The organism is Streptomyces sp. NPDC054834, assembly GCF_053611185.1.
Genome location: NZ_JBSGZV010000005.1, coordinates 295,425 through 313,845, shown reverse-complemented (window position 1 = coordinate 313,845; position 18,421 = coordinate 295,425). Strand labels below are relative to the sequence as shown.

General features: G+C 71.5%; 15 protein-coding genes and 1 pseudogene. 12 read left to right on the top strand and 4 right to left on the bottom strand.

From position 1 onward, the window contains the following. The first annotated feature begins 124 nt into the window (after positions 1 to 124). The 7 genes and pseudogenes from tkt (at position 125) to ACWGJM_RS10275 (ending at position 9,029) form a co-directional block, all read left to right on the top strand. Entirely contained in the window at positions 125 to 2,200 is a 2,076-nt protein-coding gene (gene tkt / locus ACWGJM_RS10305; protein WP_453411219.1) for a transketolase, read from the top strand. Between the two features lie 19 nt (positions 2,201 to 2,219). Further along, positions 2,220 to 3,374, top strand: a complete 1,155-nt coding sequence (tal, locus tag ACWGJM_RS10300; protein WP_453411218.1) for a transaldolase — start codon at positions 2,220 to 2,222, stop codon at positions 3,372 to 3,374. After that, complete coding sequence (gene zwf, locus ACWGJM_RS10295; protein ID WP_453411217.1) at positions 3,361 to 4,947, top strand: glucose-6-phosphate dehydrogenase; 1,587 nt, start codon at positions 3,361 to 3,363, stop codon at positions 4,945 to 4,947. Before tal ends, zwf begins: the two co-directional genes overlap by 14 nt. Beyond that, positions 4,944 to 5,879: a glucose-6-phosphate dehydrogenase assembly protein OpcA gene (opcA, locus tag ACWGJM_RS10290; protein ID WP_453411216.1), complete on the top strand. Its 936-nt coding sequence runs from the start codon at positions 4,944 to 4,946 to the stop codon at positions 5,877 to 5,879. Before zwf ends, opcA begins: the two co-directional genes overlap by 4 nt. Then, a pseudogene (gene pgi, locus ACWGJM_RS10285) lies at positions 5,827 to 7,497 on the top strand (glucose-6-phosphate isomerase); the annotation flags it as partial. The gene opcA and the pseudogene pgi, both read left to right, overlap by 53 nt. Continuing rightward, complete coding sequence (gene gnd / locus ACWGJM_RS10280; protein WP_453411215.1) at positions 7,389 to 8,429, top strand: phosphogluconate dehydrogenase (NAD(+)-dependent, decarboxylating); 1,041 nt, start codon at positions 7,389 to 7,391, stop codon at positions 8,427 to 8,429. The pseudogene pgi and the gene gnd, both read left to right, overlap by 109 nt. A gap of 6 nt (positions 8,430 to 8,435) precedes the next feature. Further along, positions 8,436 to 9,029 carry a histidine phosphatase family protein gene (locus ACWGJM_RS10275; protein WP_453411214.1) on the top strand — a complete coding sequence of 198 codons (594 nt, stop codon included), beginning with the start codon at positions 8,436 to 8,438 and terminating at the stop codon, positions 9,027 to 9,029. On the opposite strand, the gene ACWGJM_RS10270 is transcribed toward ACWGJM_RS10275, so the two are convergent. Beyond that, a complete protein-coding gene (locus ACWGJM_RS10270) occupies positions 9,026 to 10,816 on the bottom strand; it encodes a bifunctional sugar phosphate isomerase/epimerase/4-hydroxyphenylpyruvate dioxygenase family protein (RefSeq protein ID WP_453411213.1) in 1,791 nt (596 codons plus the stop codon). The genes ACWGJM_RS10275 and ACWGJM_RS10270 overlap by 4 nt on opposite strands. A 104-nt stretch (positions 10,817 to 10,920) precedes the next feature. Then, positions 10,921 to 11,799, bottom strand: a complete 879-nt coding sequence (locus ACWGJM_RS10265) for a shikimate dehydrogenase (RefSeq protein WP_453411212.1) — start codon at positions 11,797 to 11,799, stop codon at positions 10,921 to 10,923. Between the two features lie 184 nt (positions 11,800 to 11,983). On the opposite strand from ACWGJM_RS10265, the gene ACWGJM_RS10260 reads away from it, so the two are divergent. Beyond that, positions 11,984 to 12,649 (top strand): TetR family transcriptional regulator, encoded by a 666-nt coding sequence (locus tag ACWGJM_RS10260; RefSeq protein ID WP_453411211.1) that lies wholly within the window; start codon positions 11,984 to 11,986, stop codon positions 12,647 to 12,649. A gap of 159 nt (positions 12,650 to 12,808) precedes the next feature. Then, positions 12,809 to 14,149 (top strand): MFS transporter, encoded by a 1,341-nt coding sequence (locus ACWGJM_RS10255; protein WP_453411210.1) that lies wholly within the window; start codon positions 12,809 to 12,811, stop codon positions 14,147 to 14,149. Between the two features lie 49 nt (positions 14,150 to 14,198). On the opposite strand, the gene ACWGJM_RS10250 is transcribed toward ACWGJM_RS10255, so the two are convergent. After that, entirely contained in the window at positions 14,199 to 14,798 is a 600-nt protein-coding gene (locus tag ACWGJM_RS10250) for a TetR/AcrR family transcriptional regulator (protein WP_453411209.1), read from the bottom strand. A gap of 121 nt (positions 14,799 to 14,919) precedes the next feature. On the opposite strand from ACWGJM_RS10250, the gene ACWGJM_RS10245 reads away from it, so the two are divergent. Next, positions 14,920 to 15,795, top strand: a complete 876-nt coding sequence (locus ACWGJM_RS10245) for an NAD(P)-dependent oxidoreductase (protein WP_453411208.1) — start codon at positions 14,920 to 14,922, stop codon at positions 15,793 to 15,795. 87 nt (positions 15,796 to 15,882) lie between these two features. Here ACWGJM_RS10245 and ACWGJM_RS10240 read toward each other — a convergent pair whose 3' ends face one another. Beyond that, positions 15,883 to 16,320 carry a PPOX class F420-dependent oxidoreductase gene (locus ACWGJM_RS10240; RefSeq protein ID WP_453411207.1) on the bottom strand — a complete coding sequence of 146 codons (438 nt, stop codon included), beginning with the start codon at positions 16,318 to 16,320 and terminating at the stop codon, positions 15,883 to 15,885. Between the two features lie 75 nt (positions 16,321 to 16,395). Between ACWGJM_RS10240 and ACWGJM_RS10235 the strand changes: the two genes are divergently transcribed. Then, positions 16,396 to 16,989 carry a TetR/AcrR family transcriptional regulator gene (locus ACWGJM_RS10235; protein ID WP_453411206.1) on the top strand — a complete coding sequence of 198 codons (594 nt, stop codon included), beginning with the start codon at positions 16,396 to 16,398 and terminating at the stop codon, positions 16,987 to 16,989. Beyond that, positions 16,986 to 18,392, top strand: coding sequence for an MFS transporter (locus ACWGJM_RS10230; RefSeq protein WP_453411205.1), 1,407 nt, complete (start codon positions 16,986 to 16,988; stop codon positions 18,390 to 18,392). Before ACWGJM_RS10235 ends, ACWGJM_RS10230 begins: the two co-directional genes overlap by 4 nt. Positions 18,393 to 18,421: the final 29 nt, after the last annotated feature.

Below are 18,421 nucleotides of genomic sequence, written 5' to 3'. Positions count from 1 at the left end.
GGCCGTCGTTGGTGTCCCAGTTTCACCACAGGCTGACACACGCCGACCTTCCCCCGTAAAAGTCAGACTTTTAAGTTTGAACGCGTCAGACCAGTCACCCGCTCGGATCGAGGACTTCTTGAAGATGAGCACGCAGACACCGGACAGCTTCGAATGGACCGAACTCGACCGGCGTGCCGTCGACACCGCCCGCCTGTTGGCGGCGGATGCCGTGCAGAAGGTCGGCAACGGCCACCCCGGCACCGCGATGAGTCTGGCCCCGGCGGCGTACACCTTGTTTCAGAAGGTGATGCGTCATGACCCGGCCGACCCGGAGTGGGTGGGCCGCGACCGCTTCGTGCTGTCCCCCGGTCACACCTCGCTGACCCTCTACACGCAGCTCCACCTCGCCGGGTACGAGCTGGAGCTGGACGACCTGAAGGCGTTCCGCACGCACGGCTCGAAGACGCCGGGGCACCCCGAGTACGGGCACACCGCGGGCGTGGAGACCACCACGGGCCCGCTCGGCCAGGGCGTCGCGAACGCCGTGGGCATGGCGATGGCCGCCCGCTACGAGCGCGGCCTGTTCGACCCGGAGGCCCCTGAGGGCACCTCCCCCTTCGACCACACCGTCTGGGCGATCGTCTCCGACGGCGACCTCCAGGAGGGCGTCTCGGCGGAGGCCTCCTCGCTGGCCGGGCACCAGAAGCTCGGCAACCTGGTCTTCCTCTACGACGACAACCACATCTCCATCGAGGGCGACACCGCCACGGCGTTCTCCGAGGACGTGCTGAAGCGGTACGAGGCGTACGGCTGGCACACCCAGCGCATCGAGCCCGCCGCGAGTGGCGACATCGACGTGCGGGCGCTGCACGCGGCGCTCGAGGCCGCGCGGGCCGAGACCGGGCGCCCCTCCATCATCGCGATGCGCACGATCATCGCCTGGCCCGCCCCGAACGCGCAGAACACCGAGGCCGCCCACGGCTCGGCGCTCGGCGCCGACGAGGTGGCCGCGACCAAGCGGGTCCTCGGCCTCGACCCGGAGAAGACCTTCGAGGTCGCGGGCGACGTCCTGGCCCACACCCGCCGGGCCCTCGACCGGGGCGCGGAGGAGCATGCCGCCTGGGACAAGCGGATCGCCGAGTGGCGCGAGGTCCGGCCGGAACGCGCTGAGCTGTTCGACCGGATCGTCGCGGGCCGGCTGCCGGAGGGCTGGGAGGACGCCGTACCGGTGTTCGAACCCGGTAAGTCCGTCGCGACCCGCGCCGCCTCGGGCAAGGTCCTTGAGGCACTCGGACCGGTGCTCCCCGAGCTGTGGGGCGGCTCCGCCGACCTGGCCGGATCGAACAACACCACCATCGACAAGGCCAGCTCCTTCCTCCCCGCGGGCAACCCGCTGCCGGAGGCGGACCCGTACGGCCGTACCGTCCACTTCGGCATCCGCGAGTTCTCGATGGCCGCGGAGATGAACGGCATCGCGCTGCACGGCAACACCCGCATCTACGGCGGCACCTTCCTGGTGTTCTCCGACTACATGCGCAACGCCGTCCGGATGTCCGCGCTGATGCAGCTGCCGGTGACGTACGTGTGGACGCACGACTCCATCGGCCTCGGCGAGGACGGCCCGACCCACCAGCCGGTCGAGCACCTGGCGTCCCTGCGCGCCATCCCGGGACTGAACGTCGTGCGTCCGGCCGACGCCAACGAGACCGCCGTCGCGTGGGCGGAGATCCTCCGCCGGCACTCCACCCACCCGGCCCCGCACGGCCTGGCGCTCACCCGGCAGGGCGTGCCGGCGTACGCGCCGAACCCGGACGCGGCGCGCGGCGGCTACGTCCTCGAGGAGTCCTCCACCCGGGCGCCGGACGTGGTCCTGATCGCCACCGGCTCCGAAGTGCAGCTCGCGGTGGCCGCCCGTGAGCTGCTGGAAGCCGAGGGTACCGGTACGCGGGTGGTGTCGATGCCGTCCGTGGAGTGGTTCGAGGAGCAGCCGCGCGAGTACCGGGAGCGGGTGCTTCCGCCCGAGGTGCGGGCGCGCGTCGCCGTGGAGGCGGGCATCGGCCTGACGTGGTACCGCTTCGTGGGAGACGCCGGACGCATCGTCTCCCTCGAACACTTCGGCGCCTCCGCCGACGCCAAGACCCTGTTCGCCGAGTTCGGCTTCACCGCCGAGAACGTCGCCGTCAAGGCCCGGGAATCCCTCGCGGCCGCCCGCGGTTGATCCGATCGCACGAAGGAAGATGATCACAGTGACCGAAGCGACCGCGACCGCGGGAGCACTGGAGCGCCTCGCCGACGAGGGCGTGTCGATCTGGCTGGACGACCTGTCCCGGCAGCGGATCGAATCCGGCAGCCTCGCCGGGCTCGTCGAGGCCGGGAAGGTCGTCGGCGTCACCACCAACCCGTCGATCTTCCAGGCCGCCATCGGCTCCGGCGCGGGCTACGAGGAGCAGCTCGCCGACCTGGCCGTGCGGGGTGTCACAGTCGACGAGGCGGTGCGTATGCTGACGACCGCCGACGTGCGGTCCGCCGCCGACATCCTGCATCCTGTATACGAAAAGACAGTCGGCCGGGACGGCCGCGTCTCCATCGAGGTCGACCCGCGCCTGGCCCACGACACGGCGGCCACCGTCGCCGAGGCCCGCCAGCTCGCCTGGCTCGTCGATCGCCCCAATGTCATGATCAAGATCCCGGCGACCCGGGCGGGTCTGCCGGCCATCACCGAGGTCATAGGCCAGGGCATCAGCGTCAACGTCACGCTGATCTTCTCCCTGGAGCGGTACCGCGAGGTGATGGACGCCTACCTCGCCGGCCTGGAGGAGGCCCGCGCGAAGGGCCTGGACCTGTCCGCCATCCACTCCGTGGCGTCGTTCTTCGTCTCCCGCGTCGACACCGAGATAGACAAGCGGCTGACGGTCCTGGGCACCGAGGAGGCCCTCGCGCTCAAGGGCCGGGCCGCGCTGGCCAACGCGAGACTGGCCTACGAGGCGTACGAGGACGTCTTCTCCGGCGAGCGCTGGCTCGCCCTGGCCGGGGACCGGGCGAACAGGCAGCGTCCGCTGTGGGCGTCCACCGGTGTGAAGGATCCCGCATACAAGGACACCCTGTATGTAGACGATCTGGTCGCGCCCGGCACGGTCAACACCATGCCGGAGGCCACCCTGAACGCGGTCGCCGACCATGGAGCCGTCACCGGCGACACGGTCACCGGCGGCTACCCGCAGGCCCACGCCGACCTCGCGGCCGTCGAGCGGCTGGGGATCTCCTACGAGGAGGTCGTCCGGCAGCTCGAGGACGAGGGTGTCGCCAAGTTCGAGGCGGCCTGGCAGGACCTGCTGGACGCGGTCACGAAGTCCTTGGACACAAGGGAGTTGACGCGTAATGACCACCAATGAAGACCAGGGCGCGGCACCGGAGCCGGTGCGGGTGCCCGTCATCCCGGCGGCCGACTGGGTGAACCCCCTGCGCGATCCGCGCGACCGCCGACTGCCCCGCATCGCCGGCCCGTCGGGTCTGGTCATCTTCGGCGTGACCGGTGACCTGTCCCGCAAGAAGCTGATGCCGGCCGTGTACGACCTGGCCAACCGCGGTCTGCTGCCGCCGGGCTTCTCCCTGGTGGGTTTCGCCCGCCGCGACTGGGAGGACCAGGACTTCGCCGAGGTGGTGCACGACGCCGTCCGCGAGCACGCCCGTACCCCGTTCCGCGAGGAGGTCTGGCAGCAGCTCGCCGAGGGCATGCGGTTCATCCCGGGTGACTTCGACGACGACACCGCGTTCAAGCAGCTGCGGCAGGCCGTCGACGAGCTGGACGCCTCCCGGGGCACGGGCGGCAACTTCGCCTTCTACCTGTCCGTACCGCCGAAGTTCTTCCCCAAGGTCGTGCGGCAGCTGAAGAAGCACGGCCTGGCGAGTCCCCCGAAGGGTGCCTGGCGGCGCGCGGTCATCGAAAAGCCGTTCGGGCACGATCTGGCGAGCGCCCGCGAGCTGAACGCGGTCGTGCACGACGTGTTCGAACCGGACCAGGTGTTCCGGATCGACCACTACCTCGGCAAGGAGACCGTCCAGAACATCCTGGCGCTGCGCTTCGCCAACCAGATGTACGAGCCGATCTGGAACCGGTCGTACGTCGACCACGTGCAGATCACCATGGCCGAGGACATCGGCATCGGCGGCCGGGCCGGCTACTACGACGGCATCGGCGCCGCCCGTGACGTCATCCAGAACCACCTGCTCCAGCTGATGGCGCTCACCGCGATGGAGGAACCCATCGCCTTCGACGCCGAGGCGCTGCTCACCGAGAAGCTGAAGGTGCTCAAGTCGGTTCGGCTGCCGAAGGACCTGGGTTCGAGCACCGTCCGCGGGCAGTACGCGCAGGGCTGGCAGGGCGGCGCGAAGGTGCCCGGATACCTCCAGGAGGAGGGCATCGACGCGCGGTCCAAGACCGACACGTACGCGGCGGTCAAGCTGGAGGTCGACAACCGCCGCTGGGCGGGCGTCCCCTTCTACCTGCGCACCGGCAAGCGGCTCGGCCGCCGGGTCACCGAGATCGCGGTGGTGTTCAAGCGGGCCCCGCATTCCCCGTTCGACTCCTCGGCCACCGAGGAGCTCGGGCAGAACGCCGTCGTCATCCGCGTCCAGCCGGACGAGGGCATGACCGTCCGGTTCGGCTCCAAGGTGCCGGGCACCTCGATGGAGATCCGGGACGTGTCGATGGACTTCGCCTACGGCGAGTCGTTCACCGAGTCCAGTCCGGAGGCGTACGAGCGGCTCATCCTGGACGTGCTGCTCGGCGACGCCAACCTGTTCCCCCGTCACCAGGAAGTGGAAGAGTCCTGGAAGATCCTCGACCCCGTCGAGGAGTACTGGGCGGCGCACGGCAGGCCGGCCCAGTACCCGGCGGGCACATGGGGTCCGGAGGAAGCAGACGAGATGCTCGCACGAGACGGACGGAGCTGGCGCAGGCCATGAAGATCGACCTGACCGACACCACGGCAAGCAAGATCAACAAGGCGTTGGTGCAGGGCCGCCGCGCCATCGGAACCCCTGCTGTGGGCATGGTCCTGACGATGGTCATCGTCACGGACGAGGAGAACGCCTACGACGCGATCAAGGCCGCCGAGGAGGCCTCGCACGAGCACCCCTCGCGCACCCTGGTCGTCATCAAGCGGCACGCCCGCAGCCCGCGCGAGCGCACGCAGTCCCGGCTGGACGCGGAGGTCCGGGTCGGGTCCGAGGCCGGCACCGGCGAGACGGTCGTACTGCGCACCTACGGCGAGGTGTCCCAGCACGCCGACTCGGTCGTCCTGCCGCTGCTGCTGCCGGACGCGCCGGTGGTCGTGTGGTGGCCGGTGGACGCGCCGGAGAACCCCGCGAAGGACCCGCTGGGCGCGCTCGCGCAGCGCAGGATCACCGACCTGTACGCCGTCGAGAACCCCCTCGCGGTCCTCCAGGACCGTGTGCGTTCCTACGCGCCCGGCGACACCGACCTCGCCTGGACCCGGCTCACCCCCTGGCGGTCGATGCTGGCCGCCGCCCTGGACCAGGCCCGCACCGAGGTGACCTCCGCGGCCGTGGAGGCCGAGGCCGACAACCCGGCCGCCGAGCTGCTCGCCCGCTGGCTGGAGGCGCGGCTGAAGGTGAACGTCGACCGCGTCGTCACCGCCGGGCCGGTGGTCACGGCCGTCCGGCTGGGCACCCACAACGGCGAGATCGTCATCGACCGTCCCGAGGGCCCGCTGGCCACGCTGACCCTGCCGGGCCAGCCGCCGCGCACCCTCGCGCTGAAGGTGCGGACCATGTCCGAACTCATCGCCGAGGAACTGCGCCGTCTCGACGCCGACGAGATGTATGCAATCGCCCTGCGCGGCGACGGCGCCGAGGGGATCCCCGCCCATGCCTGACGCCCCGATCCCCACCCGGCGGCCGGAGTGGGCCGCCCTGTCGGACCACCGCGCGGACGCGATGCCGCACCCGAGCCTGAGGGAGCTGTTCGCGGCGGACCCCGCTCGCGCCGAGCGGTACGTCGTCACCGTCGGCGATCTGCGCATCGACTACTCCAAGCACCTGGTCACCGACGAGACCCTCGCCCTGCTCCAGGAACTGGCCACCGCCACCGGCGTGTCCGTCCTCAGGGACGCGATGTTCCGCGGCGAGCGGATCAACGTCACCGAGGACCGGGCCGTGCTGCACACCGCACTGCGCGCCCCTCGGGAGGCGGTGGTCGAGGTGGACGGGGAGAACGTCGTCCCCGAGGTGCACGCCGTGCTGGACAAGATGGCCGCCTTCGCCGAGCGGGTCCGTTCCGGTGAGTGGACCGGCCACACGGGCAGGCGGATCCGCAACGTCGTCAACATCGGCATCGGCGGCTCCGACCTGGGCCCGGCGATGGCATACGAAGTACTGCGATCGTATACCTCACGCGAGCTGACGTTCCGGTTCGTGTCGAACGTGGACGGCGCGGATCTGCACGAAGCGATCCGTGACCTGGACCCGGCTGAGACCCTGTTCATCGTCGCGTCCAAGACGTTCACCACGATCGAGACGATCACCAATGCGACATCGGCGCGTAAGTGGCTGCTCGACGGGCTGGACGGCGACGACAAGGCGGTCGCCAAGCACTTCGTGGCACTGTCGACGAACGCCGGGAAGGTCACCGAGTTCGGCATCGACCCGGACAACATGTTCGGGTTCTGGGACTGGGTGGGCGGCCGCTACTCGTACGACTCGGCCATCGGCCTGTCCCTGATGATCGCCATCGGCCCGGACCGCTTCCGGGAGATGCTGGACGGTTTCCGGATCGTCGACGAGCACTTCCGGACCGCGCCCGCCGAGGCCAACGCGCCGCTGATCCTGGGCCTGTTGGGCATCTGGTACAACAACTTCTTCGACGCCCAGTCGCACGCGGTGCTGCCCTACAGCCACTACCTGTCCAAGTTCACCGCCTACTTGCAGCAGCTGGACATGGAGTCCAACGGCAAGTCGGTGGACCGTCAGGGCCGCCCGGTCGAGTGGCAGACCGGTCCCGTGGTGTGGGGGACGCCGGGCACCAACGGGCAGCACGCCTACTACCAGCTCATCCACCAGGGTACGAAGCTGATCCCGGCCGACTTCATCGGCTTCGCCCGGCCGGTGGCCGAGCTGAGCGGGGAACTCAAGGCCCAGCACGACCTGTTGATGGCCAACTTCTTCGCCCAGACCCAGGCCCTGGCCTTCGGCAAGACCGCCGAGGAGGTGCGCGCAGAGGGCGTGCCCGAGGAGCAGGTGCCGCACCGCACCTTCCGCGGCAACCATCCCACCACGACGATCCTCGCCACCGAGCTGACCCCGTCGGTCCTCGGTCAGCTCGTCGCGCTCTACGAGCACAAGGTGTTCGTGCAGGGCGCGGTGTGGGACATCGACTCCTTCGACCAGTGGGGCGTGGAACTGGGCAAGGTCCTCGCCAAGCGCGTAGAGCCCGCCCTCACCGAGGGCGCGGACGTGCCCGGCCTCGACCCGTCCACTCGCGCCCTGGTGGCCGCGTACCGCTCGCTGAAGAACGCCTAGAGAGAAGTGAAGCTGATATGACAGCCATGCAGTTGGGCCTCATCGGCCTCGGCAAGATGGGCGGCAACATGCGCGAGCGGATCCGCCGCGCGGGCCACACCGTCATCGGCTACGACCGCAACCCCGACCTCTCCGACGTCAAGGACCTCGCCGAACTGGTCGAGAAGCTCGACGCCCCCCGCGCCGTGTGGGTGATGGTCCCGGCCGGCCACGCCACCCAGTCCGTCATCGACGAGCTGGGGGACCTGCTGTCCGAGGGCGACACGGTCGTCGACGGCGGCAACTCCCGCTGGACCGACGACGAGAAGCACGCCGCGGAACTCGGCATCAAGGGCATCGGTTTCGTCGACGCGGGCGTCTCCGGCGGCGTGTGGGGCCTGCAGAACGGTTACGCCCTGATGGTCGGCGGCAACAAGGAGCACGTCCAGCCCCTGGAGCCGGTCTTCGAGGCGCTCAAGCCGGAGGGCCCGTACGGCTACGTCCACGCGGGCAAGGTCGGCGCCGGGCACTTCTCCAAGATGGTCCACAACGGCATCGAGTACGCCATGATGCAGGCCTACGCCGAGGGCTGGGAGCTCCTGGAGAAGGTCAAGTCGGTGGACAACGTCCGTGAGGTGTTCCGCTCCTGGCAGGAGGGCACCGTCATCCGCTCCTGGCTGCTCGACCTCGCGGTCAACGCCCTCGACGACGACCAGCACCTTCAGAAGCTGCGCGGCTACGCGGAGGACTCCGGCGAGGGCCGCTGGACCGTCGAGGCGGCCATCGACAACGCGGTGCCGCTGCCCGCGATCACCGCCTCCCTCTTCGCGCGGTTCGCCTCCCGCCAGGACGACTCCCCGCAGATGAAGATGATCGCGGCGCTGCGCAACCAGTTCGGCGGCCACGCCGTCGAGTCGGCGAAGGACTGACCGGCCGTGGGGGACCTTCTGCTGGTCCGCCACGGTGAGACGGAGTGGAGCGTGTCGGGACAGCACACCAGCTGGACCGACCTGCCCCTCACCCGGCACGGCGAGGAACAGGCCAAGTCCCTCGCTCCGCTCCTCACCGGCCGGACCTACGCCCTGACGCTGACCAGCCCGCTCGGCCGCGCGATACGCACCGCGCAACTCGCGGGCCTCGACGGGGCCGTCCCGGACCCCGACCTGCACGAATGGGACTACGGCGGTTACGAGGGCGTCACCACCGTCGACATCCACCGCACCCGCCCCGACTGGGACCTGTGGACGGACGGCGTACCGCCCGGCCCCGAGGGGCACCCCGGTGAGTCACCCGCCGAGATCGGCCGGCGCGCCGACCGGGTGCTGTCCCGCCTGGACACGGTCCTCACCGGCGACGAGGGCGACGTGGTTCTCGTCGCGCACGCCCATTTCCTGCGCGTCCTGACCGCCCGCCGGCTGGGCCTGCCGCCCGCCGACGGCCGCCTCTTCCAGCTGGCCACCAGCACCCTCAGCCGCCTGTCGACGGAGCACGGCCGGCCGGTGATCGCGGAGTGGAACAGCAGACCCTAGCTCTGGGTGTGCTGCGCCGCGAGGCGTACCGGTGCGTTCGGGGCGCCGTAACCGTGGTAGCCGGGATCGCGCTGGACCAGTTCGAAGAAGACCCGGCCGACGGTGGCGGTGTAGCAGTGCCGGAAGGCGCCGCCCGCGTCCCGGTCGTAGAGGATGCCGAGGCCGCGGTACGTCTCGAGCTCCCCGTCGGCGAGGTCGTACCGGGCGGCCAGGTCGTCGTAGTAGTTGGCGGGGATGGGCAGCAGACGGCCGCCGGCCGCGCGGAAGCGGCGGGCGGCCGTCACCACGTCGTCGGTGGCCAGGGCGATGTGCTGGGCGTGCGCGCCGTCCTCGGTGGGGGCCGCGCCCACGGTGAGGGCGATGCGGACGCTGCCGTCGGCGCTGGTGACGGCGCGGCTTCGCAGCAGGCCGTAGGGGTCGGCGACGTCGACGCTCTCCTGGGCGTCCAGGCCGAGCACGCCGCGGTGGAAGAGGGCGGCCTCGTCGAAGTGGTGCCAGGGCTGGGTGAGGGCGAGGTGGTCGACGCGGGTCACGCGGGTGACGCCGTCGGCCGGCGGGGTGTGCGGCACGTCCGTGAAGTCGGCCCGCCAGTCGGGCAGTGGGGGACGGTTCGTGGCGCAGAAGAACAGTTCCGTGCCGTCGGGGGCCGCCACCGCGTCGAGCGGGGCGTCCCCGGGGGCGCGGCGGCGGGGCAGCACCGGGGCCAGCAGTGCCTCGGCGCGCCGGGCGGCGCCCGCCGGATCGGGTGACTCCAGGCCGACCGCGGCGAGGGCGGTGCCGTCCCGCCGCCCGGCCGCGCCGGTGTTCACCAGGATCCGGGCCTGCCCCTGTTCCCACAGGTCCACCGGCTTGCCGCGGTGGCGGGCCGTACGGACGAAGCCCAGCGCGCCGAGGACCGCCGCGACCGGTTCGGCGTCCGGGGTGAGCAGTTCGGTGAAGGCGACGCCCGTCGGCACCACCGGCGCCGGCGGCTTCGCCACCCCGGCGGCCTCCTGGAGCAGCAGCAGTGAGCGTTGCGCGTCCACGGCCGTCGGGCCGGCCTCGGCCTGCCGGAAGACGTCGTTGAAGACCTCCAGGGACAGCGGGCCGTCGTAGCCGGTGCGCAGCACGTGCCCGAGCAGCCCGGCGACGTCGAAGCCGCCCTGCCCGGGGAAGCAGCGGTAGTGGCGGCTCCACTGGAGCACGTCCATGGCGAGCCGGGGCGCGTCCGCGAGCTGGAGGAAGAAGATCTTCTTGCCGGGGATGTCCTCGATGCCCTTGGGGTCGCCGCCCCGGGAGAGGATGTGGAAGCTGTCCAGGCAGGTACCCAGGGCCGGGTGGCCGGCCGCCTCGACGATCCGCCAGGCGTGTTCGTAGGTGTTCACATGACGGCCCCAGGCGAGCGCCTCGTAGGCGACGCGGATTCCGAAGTCCTGTGCCAGGTCGGCGAGTTCACTCAACTGCGCGACTGCCAGCGCGTCGTCGTCCTCGGCGGCCGGGGAGACGCTGGAGCACACCAGGACGGTGTCCGCGCCGAGCCTGCGCATCAGCTCGAACTTGTGCCGGGCACGGCGCAGGTTGCGTGCGAACTCGTCGGCGGGCACGGCCTCGATGTCGCGCATCGGCTGATACAGGTCGATGCTCAGGCCGAGGTCGGCGCAGCGGGCGCGGATCTCCTCGGGGGTGAGGGGGCTGGCGAGCAGGTCGTTCTCGAAGATCTCGACGCCGTCGAAGCCCGCCCGGGAGGCGGCGGTGAGTTTCTCGGTGAGGGGTCCGCTGAGGGAGACGGTGGCGATGGACGTACGCACGTCGGTTCCTCTCTCTACCGGTCGCTACCGGTGTCTTCCGGTGTCTTCCGGTCCCTGCCGGTGCCTTCCGGTCTCTACCGGTCTCTACCGGTGCCTCCCGGTCCCTACCGGGGGCTGGCCACGGCGCCCGCCAGTTCGGCGAAGTCGTCGAGCATCCGCGCGCTGTCGGGTTCCCGCCCGGTGAACAGCCGGAACGCGTCCGCCGCCTGGAAGACCGCCATGCCACCGCCGTCGAGGGTGGCGCAGCCCGCCGCTCGGGCGATGCGCAGCAGCTCGGTGCACAGCGGACGGTAGACGACCTCGGCGACCCACAGGCCGGGGTGCAGCAGGTCCGCCGGGAACGGCAGGCCGGGGTAGGCGGCCATGCCGGTGGGGGTGGCGTGCACGATGCCGTCGGCCCGCGTCAGCAGGGCGGGCAGTTCCCCGGGGACCGCGGCGGTCGCCCGGCCCGCGCCGAAGTGCCGGTTCAGGGAGGCGGCGAGAGCGGCGGCCCGCTCCGGCAGCGCGTCGACGACGGTGACCAGCCCCGCGCCGAGGGTGAGCGTGGCGTGCGCGACGGCCGCGCCCGCGCCGCCCGCGCCGAGCTGCACCACCCGTTCCAGCGGCGCGTCCGGCAGACCGCGCGCGAAGGACGCCGCGAAACCGGTGACGTCCGTGTTGTGTCCCGTGGCCCTGCCGTCCTCGCTGAACACCACGGTGTTGACCGCGCCGAGCGCCTCGGCCTGCGGGGTGAGCGCGTCGAGGTGCTCCAGGACGAGCTGCTTGCACGGGTGGGTGATGTTCAGCCCGTCGAAGCCCAGGTCGCGGGCGGCCCGGACGAGGTCGCCCACCGCCTCCGGGCCGACGCCGAGCGTGTCGATGTCGATGAGCCGGTAGACGTGGCGCAGCCCCTGCCGGTCGGCCTCCCGCTCGTGCAGGGCCGGGCTGAGCGAGGGTCCGATGCCCGCACCGACGAGCCCGACGAGATACGAGTCCCTGGCCACGCAGACCTCCTGAAACCGTCTAATGTACGAACCAGTACGTTAGCTATACCAGGCCGACGAGCCCGGAGGGAAGACCCGGCGCAGCGCACCCCGCCCGGGAAGAGCCCGTGCGGAACATCCCGCCGACGCCCCGGGAACCTGCTTCTACAATCACGGGCACTGGCCCTACGCCCGAAGGAATCCGATGACCACCGTCGACGAACCGGCACGCGACAACGGGCGCATCCGCGACGCCGCCCGCACCAGGGCCGAGATCCTCGACGTGGCCACCCAGGAGTTCGCCCGGGCCGGCTACGACGGCGCCCGCGTCGACGAGATCGCCGCCCGCACCCGCACCACCAAGCGGATGATCTACTACTACTTCGGCGGCAAGGAACAGCTGTTCACGGCCGTGCTGGAGCGGGCGTACGGGGTGATCCGCGAGGCCGAGCAGGAGCTCGACGTCGAACACCTGGACCCGGTCGCGGCCATCCGGCGTCTGGCCGAACTCACCTTCGACCACCATGAGCGGCATCCCGACTTCATCCGCCTGGTCAGCATCGAGAACATCCACGGCGCCGAGCACATCGTCGCCTCCGAGAAACTCGGCAAGATCGGTTCGCCCGCCCTCGAGGTGATCCGCCGCATCCTGGCGTCCGGTCAGGAGTCCGGCCTGTTCACGGCCGACGTCGACGCGATCGACCTGCACGCGATGATCAGCTCGTTCTGCTTCTTCCGGGTCGCCAACCGGCACACCTTCGGCGCCCTGTTCGGACGGGACCTGGTGGACCCCGCGCAGCGCGAGCACTACCGCGCCATGCTCGGCGACATGGTGATCGCCTACCTGACGGCGGAGCGCGCGGCCGGCTGAGGTCATACGGCAGCACCCCTTGACACCCGGGAAACGCGGACGCAACATCCCTACCCACCGGAACTAACTATCCAGTGGGTTAATTGGCCGAGATCCGCACCTTCACCTCCCACCTCCGCTCACTCCGCCGACGGTGGAGTCCCCCCGAAGGAGCACGCCGTGTCCGTCCCCGCCGAAGCCGCCGGGCAACCGAAAAAGGCGGCCGCCGCCGCCTGGATCGGCAGCGCCCTCGAGTACTACGACTTCTTCGTCTACGGCAGCGCGGCCGCGCTGATCTTCCCCAAGGTGTTCTTCGACGCCTCCGACCCCGCGACCGCGACCCTGCTGTCGCTGGCCACCTTCGGCGTCGCCTACGCCGCCCGCCCCGTCGGCGCGCTCTTCCTCGGGCACATCGGCGACCGGCTGGGCCGCAAGAAGATCATGGTGTTCACGCTGATCCTGATGGGCCTGTCGACGTTCCTCATCGGCTGTCTGCCCACCCGTGCCCAGGCCGGCTCCGTCGCCCCCGTGCTGCTGGTGCTGTGCCGGGTGCTCCAGGGGATCTCGGCGGCGGGAGAGCAGGCCAGCGCGAGTTCCATGAGTCTGGAACACGCGCCGGAACACCGGCGCGGCTTCTTCACCAGCTTCACCCTCAGCGGCACCCAGGGCGGCCAGCTGATCGCCACCCTCGTCTTCCTCCTCGTCGCCCAGCTGCCCGACGACCAGTTGCTGTCCTGGGGCTGGCGGGTGCCGTTCTGGCTGAGCGTCGCCGTCGCCGTCGTCGGCTACGTCATCCGGCGCAGGCTCGAGGAGACCCCGGCCTTCACCCGGGAGGCGGCGACCGCGGGCGTCGCACGGCTGCCGCTGCTGGTGCTGCTGCGCGAGCACTGGCGGGACGTGCTGCGGGTGATCGCGGGTGCCCTCATCGCCTCGGTGAGCACGATCTTCACGGTGTGGTCGCTGGCCTACGCCACCAGTGACTCGGTCGGCATGTCCCGGTCCTCGATGCTGTGGGTGGGGGCTCTCGCCAATCTGGTCGCCCTGGCGGCGATCCCGCTCTGGGCGACGCTGTCCGACCGGATCGGCCGCCGTCCCGTGTACGTGGCCGGCGCGGCCGGCAGCGCGGTGACGATGTTCCTGTACCTGTGGGCGATCTCGTCCGGCTCCTACCCGCTGACCCTGCTGACCGGCGTCCTCGCCTTCGGCGTGGTCTACAGCGCCGCCAACGGCGTGTGGCCCGCCTTCTACGGGGAGATGTTCTCCACCCGGGTCCGGCTGTCCGGCATGGCGATCGGCACACAGATCGGCTTCGCGGTCGCCGGGTTCGCGGTCACCTTCGCCGCGCAGGTCGCGGGTCCCGGCGGCGACGACTGGTCGGCGGTCGGCCTGTTCACCGCGGCCCTGTGCGTCCCGCCGGTCGTCGCCGCCCTCTCGGCCCGCGAGACCCACCGGGTTCCGACGCGGGCGCTGGGCGAGCGGGCGGGGCGGGGGGCCTCGCGGCCGGAGACGGTGTCGGCCTGACCCGTCGGCGATGGTGTCGGTCTGACCCGCCGACGACGGCCCGGGCGGCTCAGGACGGGCGCACGACGGCGGAGTCCAGAAGGGGCCCGAGTTCTGCGGCCACGGTCGTCAGGGGGCGTACGTCCTCTTCGGCGCGGGCCAGCAGGATGGCACCCTCAAGGGCGCTGATCATGAGGGTTGCGAGCCCGTCGGCGCGGACGGCGGGCACGCCCATGCCTGTGAGGGCGCCGGCGAGCGGGCGCCGCCAGGCCGCGAAGGCGTCGGCGACCGCCTCACGCGTGGACGTGCCGGCCGAGGCGCAGTCCACGGTGGCCGCGGCGACCGGACAGCCCGCGCCGAAGCCGGCCGTCCCGTACTCGTCGCTCCACTGCCGCACCATCGCCGCGAACAGGCCGCTCGGCGTCGGCCCGTCCTCCAGCCCGGCCAGGAAGCGCTCGATCCGCTTGCCCGCGTACCGGCCCGCCCAGTCGACGGCCTCGTTGACGAGCTGTTCCTTGCCGCCGGGGAAGTAGTGCTGGAGCGAGCCGCGGGGTGCCCCGGCGTGCGCGGCGACGTCCCGCATGCCGGTCGCCGTGACTCCGTCCCGCCGGATGAGCTGGGCCGCGCTGAACACCATCCGCTCGCGTGGCCCCCGCCCGGACTCCGCCATCGTCGACCTCCCGGCACCCCGCATCGGCTCGCGCTCCCGGAGGCCACTCTATGACCGGTGTCATAACTGCCGCTACTATGACCGCTGTCATAGTCGCCCCTCGAGCGGAGGGTGGTCCGCCATGCGGGTCGGTTTCATCGGTCTCGGAGTGATGGGGCAGCCCATGGCGCTGCGGCTGGCGGCCGCGGGCACTCCCCTGGTGGTCTTCAACCGGACGGCCGCCCGCACCGAGCCGCTGCGCACGGCCGGCGCCGAGGTGGCGGAGTATGCCGACGGGGTGTTCGCGCGGGCCGGGGTGGTGCTGCTGATGCTGGCTGACGACCTCGCGATCGACGCCGTCCTGGGCCGCGGCACCCCCGCCTTCGCCACCCGGGTCGCCGGGCGGACCGTCGTCCACATGGGGACCACGTCCCCCGAGTACTCGCGGTGCCTGGAGGCCGAGGTGCGGGGGGCGGGCGGGCACTACGTCGAGGCTCCCGTGTCCGGATCGCGGGTCCCGGCGGAACGGGGGGAACTGGTGGCCATGCTGGCCGGAGAGGAGGCGGCCGTGGAGACCGTGCGGCCGCTGCTCTCGCCTTTGTGCCGGGAGACGTTCTTCTGCGGTCCGGCGCCCGCCGCCCTGCTGATGAAGCTGTCAGTGAATCTGTTCCTGATCACTCTGGTGACAGGGCTGACGGAGGCGTTCCACTTCGCCGAGCGGCAGGGCCTGGACCGGCGGCTGTTCCTGGACGTGCTGGACGCCGGCCCCATGGCCAGCGGCGTCTCCCGGATGAAGGCGCCCAAGCTCCACGACCGTGACTTCGCGGTCCAGGCGGCGGCCGCGGACGTGCTGAAGAACAACCGGCTGATCGCCGAGGCCGCCCGCCAGGCCCGCCTGGCCTCGCCGCTCCTCGACGTCTGCCACGCCCTCTTCGGGGAGACCGTGGAGCGGGGATACGGCGAGGAGGACATGGTGGCGGTGCTGCGGGCGATCGAAGGGCGGACCGACGGGACGTAGGCCGTACACGCAGGGTGTAGACCGTATACAAAAGGTGTAGACGACAGCCGTGGACTACGGACAGTCTCCCGTCTCCCCCGGACAGGCTTACGGCTTAGGAATGCCGTACGCGCGCTCCACCCGCAGCCTCAGCACCAGCCGGCGGTCGCGGACCATGGCGGCCCGGTAGTCGTCCCAGTCCGGGTGCTCGCCCCGCACGTCGCGGTAGAGGCGGATCAGCTCCTCCACCGTCTCGTCGTGCGGGTCCCCGGCGACGGGCGAGAGGTCGGCGGTGCCCTCGGCGACCGCGTACGCCCACCGGTCGGCGGTGGTGACGTGGTACGAGGCTCTCGGATCCCGGCGCAGATTGCGGGTCTTGGCGCGGTCGTCGGTGAGTGAGACCCGGATGATCCGCTCGTCGGGGTAGTAGGCGTGGTTGACGTTCGACAGCTGGGGCCGGCCGTCGCGCTTGAGAGTGACCAGCACTCCGCTGTTGCCCTCGGAGAGCAGCCCGAGCAGTGCGTTCTGTGTCGCGTCGTGAGTCATGCCTGGATCAACCACCCCGTCGCACTCACGCATTCCGGGTAGACACCGTCTACGCGCACTTGGTAGACAGTGTCTATGTCCTTGAGTAAGAGTGAATCCGCGCCGGGCCTGCGCACCCGCCTGGTCGACGTCGGCGTGGAACTCGTGGCCGCCGAGGGCGCCGGCGCGCTGACCCTGCGGGAGATCGCCCGCCGGGCCGGGGTCTCGCACGGGGCGCCGCGCCGGCACTTCCCCACCCACCTGGAGCTGCTGTCCGCGATCGCCCGCCGAGGCTTCACCGACCTGGCCGGCCGGGCGGAGGCCGCGCTCGCGGACGCCCCGCCGGACCCGCGCGGGCGACTGACGGTCCTGGGCCGGGTCTACCTGGAGTTCTCTCTGGGCAACCGCGGCATGTACGAGCTGATGTTCCGTCACGATCTTCTGGAAAGCGGCCACTTAGGCCTCCGCGAGACCAGTCTGCCGCTCTTCGGCCTGCTGGCCGAGCTGGTGGGCAGGGTGCGTCCGGAGGCCGACGCCCGCCTGGTCGCGGGCGCGTTGTGGGCCAACCTGCACGGCATCGCCCAGCTGTGGGGCTGGGGCAGCCTGCAACTCGCCACCGGCGGCGAGGACTTCGTACCCCTTCTGCATTCCGCGCTGGACGCCCACCTCGGACCGGAGGAGGTGCGGTGAACCGTCCGTTGACGCTGGCGAGCAGCGTGGTGGGCGCCGTGGTAGTCGCCCTGGACGGCACGGTTCTCACGGTCGCCCAGCCCACCCTGCAAAGGGAGTTGCACGCCTCCTTCGCCGAGGTGCAGTGGACCAGTACGGCCTATCTGATCGCGGTGGCGAGTCTGCTGGTGTTCGCCGGGCGGCTGGGCGACCGGTACGGGCAGCGGCGGATGTTCGCCTGGGGGATGCTCGGGTTCGGGGCGGCGTCGGCGGCCATCGGCCTGGCGCCCGGCGTGGGCTGGGTGATCGTGCTCCGGGCGGCGCAGGGCGTGTGCGGCGCGCTGTTGCAACCCGCGACGCTGGGGATGCTGCGCACCGCGTTCCCACCGGATCGTCTTGCGATGCCCCTCGCCGTGCGCACCGCCGCGATCGGGCTGGCCGCGGCCGCCGGGCCGGTCCTGGGCGGGGCGCTGGTGACGGAACTCGGCTGGCGGGCGGTGTTCTTCCTCAACGTGGTGCCCGCCTGCGGTTTCGGCGCGCTCGCGCTCGCCGCGCGCGACACCGGTGGGGCGCGGCCCGCGGGAGCCCGGCTGGACGTTCCCGGCGCCCTGCTCCTCGCGATGACGCTCGGCTCTCTGGTGCACGCGCTGGTCCTGCGTCCGGTGTCCGCGCAGACGGTGGCCGGGCTGAGCCTGGCGGCCGTCGCCGGCGCCGCGTTCGTCCGGCACGAGCGGCGGGCCGCGAGCCCGTTGCTGCCGCCCGAGGTGATCGGCTCACCGGCGGTCGGCGCGGCGCTGGGCATCCTGGTGGCCGCGTCGGCCTCGCTGTTCGGCACGCTGTTCGCCGTCACGTACGTCCTCCAGGACGGACTCGGCCTCGACCCCTTCCACAGTGCCCTGCGCAGTCTGCCGCTGGCGGTGCTGATGGTGCTGTCCGCGCCCGGCTGCGCGGTGCTGCTGCGCAGGGTGGGCGCCCGCCGTACGACCGGGACGGCGATGGCCGTCCTCGCGGCCGGAGTCCTGGTGCTCTCCCGGGCCTCGGGCACGCTCGCGCTGGGCGCCGGTTTCGCGCTGCTGGGCGCCGGGTTCGGCACGGTCATGGTGGCGGCCACGCACGTCGTCGTACGGCGGGCGGACGCCGGTACGGCCGGGGTGGCGGGCGGGTTGCAGCAGACCGCGCTCAGCATCGGGCCGACCCTGGGCGTGGCCGCGGCGACCTCGCTGCTGGGCGCGGGGACGGCGCCGGCGCTGACCGTCCTGGCCGCCGTGGCCGCGCTCGGGGCGGTGGCCTGCCGGGCGCTGCCCGGGCACCGCGTCGCGTCGATCACACCCCGCCCGGATCCGCGGGAGCGGGCCGGTGTTCCTGCGACGATGAACTCGGACGACGTCCGACGGGGTCTGACCACGTCCGATGAGGCCGGATGAGGCCTGAGGCCGTCCCGGTGGGGTAGGAC